The organism is Limnospira sp. PMC 1279.21, from assembly GCF_032349615.1.
Taxonomy (GTDB): domain Bacteria; phylum Cyanobacteriota; class Cyanobacteriia; order Cyanobacteriales; family Microcoleaceae; genus Limnospira; species Limnospira fusiformis.
In genome coordinates, this window is record NZ_JARPLU010000375.1 from 1 (window position 1) to 1,559 (window position 1,559).

The 1,559-nt window shown below is 48.6% G+C and carries 1 protein-coding gene; it reads left to right on the plus strand.

What is annotated here, in order from left to right; all coding sequences use genetic code 11:
* Positions 1-1,532 (plus strand): SUMF1/EgtB/PvdO family nonheme iron enzyme (locus tag P5683_RS24720; protein ID WP_315642528.1); only part of this gene is annotated, 1,532 nt, incomplete at its 5' end.
* Between the last annotated feature and the right edge of the window lie 27 nt (positions 1,533-1,559).

Genomic DNA, 1,559 nt, shown 5'->3' on the forward strand with positions numbered 1-1,559 from the left:
GTTCCCTGCTCAAGGATTTATTGCCAGTTTTGTATTTTGTACACAAACATAAAGTGATTCACCGGGATATTAAACCGGAAAACATCATTAGACGAGCCAGTGATAACAAGTTAGTCCTAGTGGATTTTGGAGCATCTAAACAGGTGCAGCGCACATCTATGAGCGTCACGGGAACGGTTATCGGTTCGGCGGCATATTGCGCCCCGGAACAGGCTATGGGAAAACCTCAATATGGGAGTGATTTATATAGTTTAGGGGTGACTTGTTTATACCTGCTAACCCAAGCCAGTCCGTCAGATTTATATGACCCCTTAGAAGCACAATGGGTGTGGCGGGAGCATTTAAATGGCAATCATGTGAGTGATAAATTAGGCGAAATCTTAGACCGTTTGGTTGAGACAGTCTTTAAAAAACGCTATAAATCTGTAGCGGAAGTTTGGGCACATTTACGGCGATATTATGGGAAACAGACCAACCCAACAAATCCTCAACCCGTCATCCAAGAGACTGTTAAACAAACTCCCAATACAACTCCCCCAGCGGTACCCCAGAAGTTTAAATTTGACATCGTTACGGTCAATTCAATGGGTCGAGAAATTAACCGCGAGACTGTTAAACAGACTCCCAATACAACTCCCCCAGCGGTACCCCAGAAGTTTAAATTTGACATCGTTACGGTCAATTCAATGGGTCGAGAAATTAACCGCCGTCCCGGTCAGGCTGAATGTATTATCGAAGACCTGGGAAATGGTTTGATTCTGGAGATGGTGCTAATTCCGGGGGGAACCTTTACCATGGGTGTGCCGAGTGGTGAAACAGGAAGTTCTGATGTTGAAAGACCCCAACACCGAGTCACGATTAAACCCTTCCTCATGGGGAAATATCCGGTTACCCAAGAACAATGGCGACAAGTGGCTAGTTTCCCCAAACTCCAACGAGGCCTGAGCCTAGACCCCTCAAGATTTAAAGGATTAAATCGTCCCGTTGAATCGGTTTCATGGTATGATGTAATGGAGTGGTGCGCCCGCCTCTCGAAAAGAATTGGCAAACCCTACCGATTACCGAGTGAAGCGGAGTGGGAATATGCAGCTCGCGCCGGAACTACTAGCCCCTTTCATGTCGGTGATACCCTGACGACAGACCTCGCCAACTACGATGGCAACTACAGCTATAGCTCAGGACCCAAGGGAGCCTACCGCAGACAAACCAACCCCGTCGGTCAGTTTCAAAACGCCAACGCCTTTGGCTTGTATGATATCCACGGGAATGTTTGGGAGTGGTGCGCTGACCCCTGGCGCGAAGGCTATGGTGGCGCTCCCTCGGACGGAGGAGTGTGGGATTATGGTAACAATAATCGTTATGAAAACCTTGTTGAACATTTAGTCAACTTTTTGGGAAAAACAGACAGAAGAGTGCTGCGTGGCGGTTCGTGGTTCAACGTTCCTGGCTACTGCCGTTGTGCCAACCGCGGCAGGTTCGACCCGGGCTCCCTCAAAAACTACAACGGTTTTCGGGTAGCCTGTGCGCTTTAGTAGGTTGGGTGAAGCGCAGCGTAACCC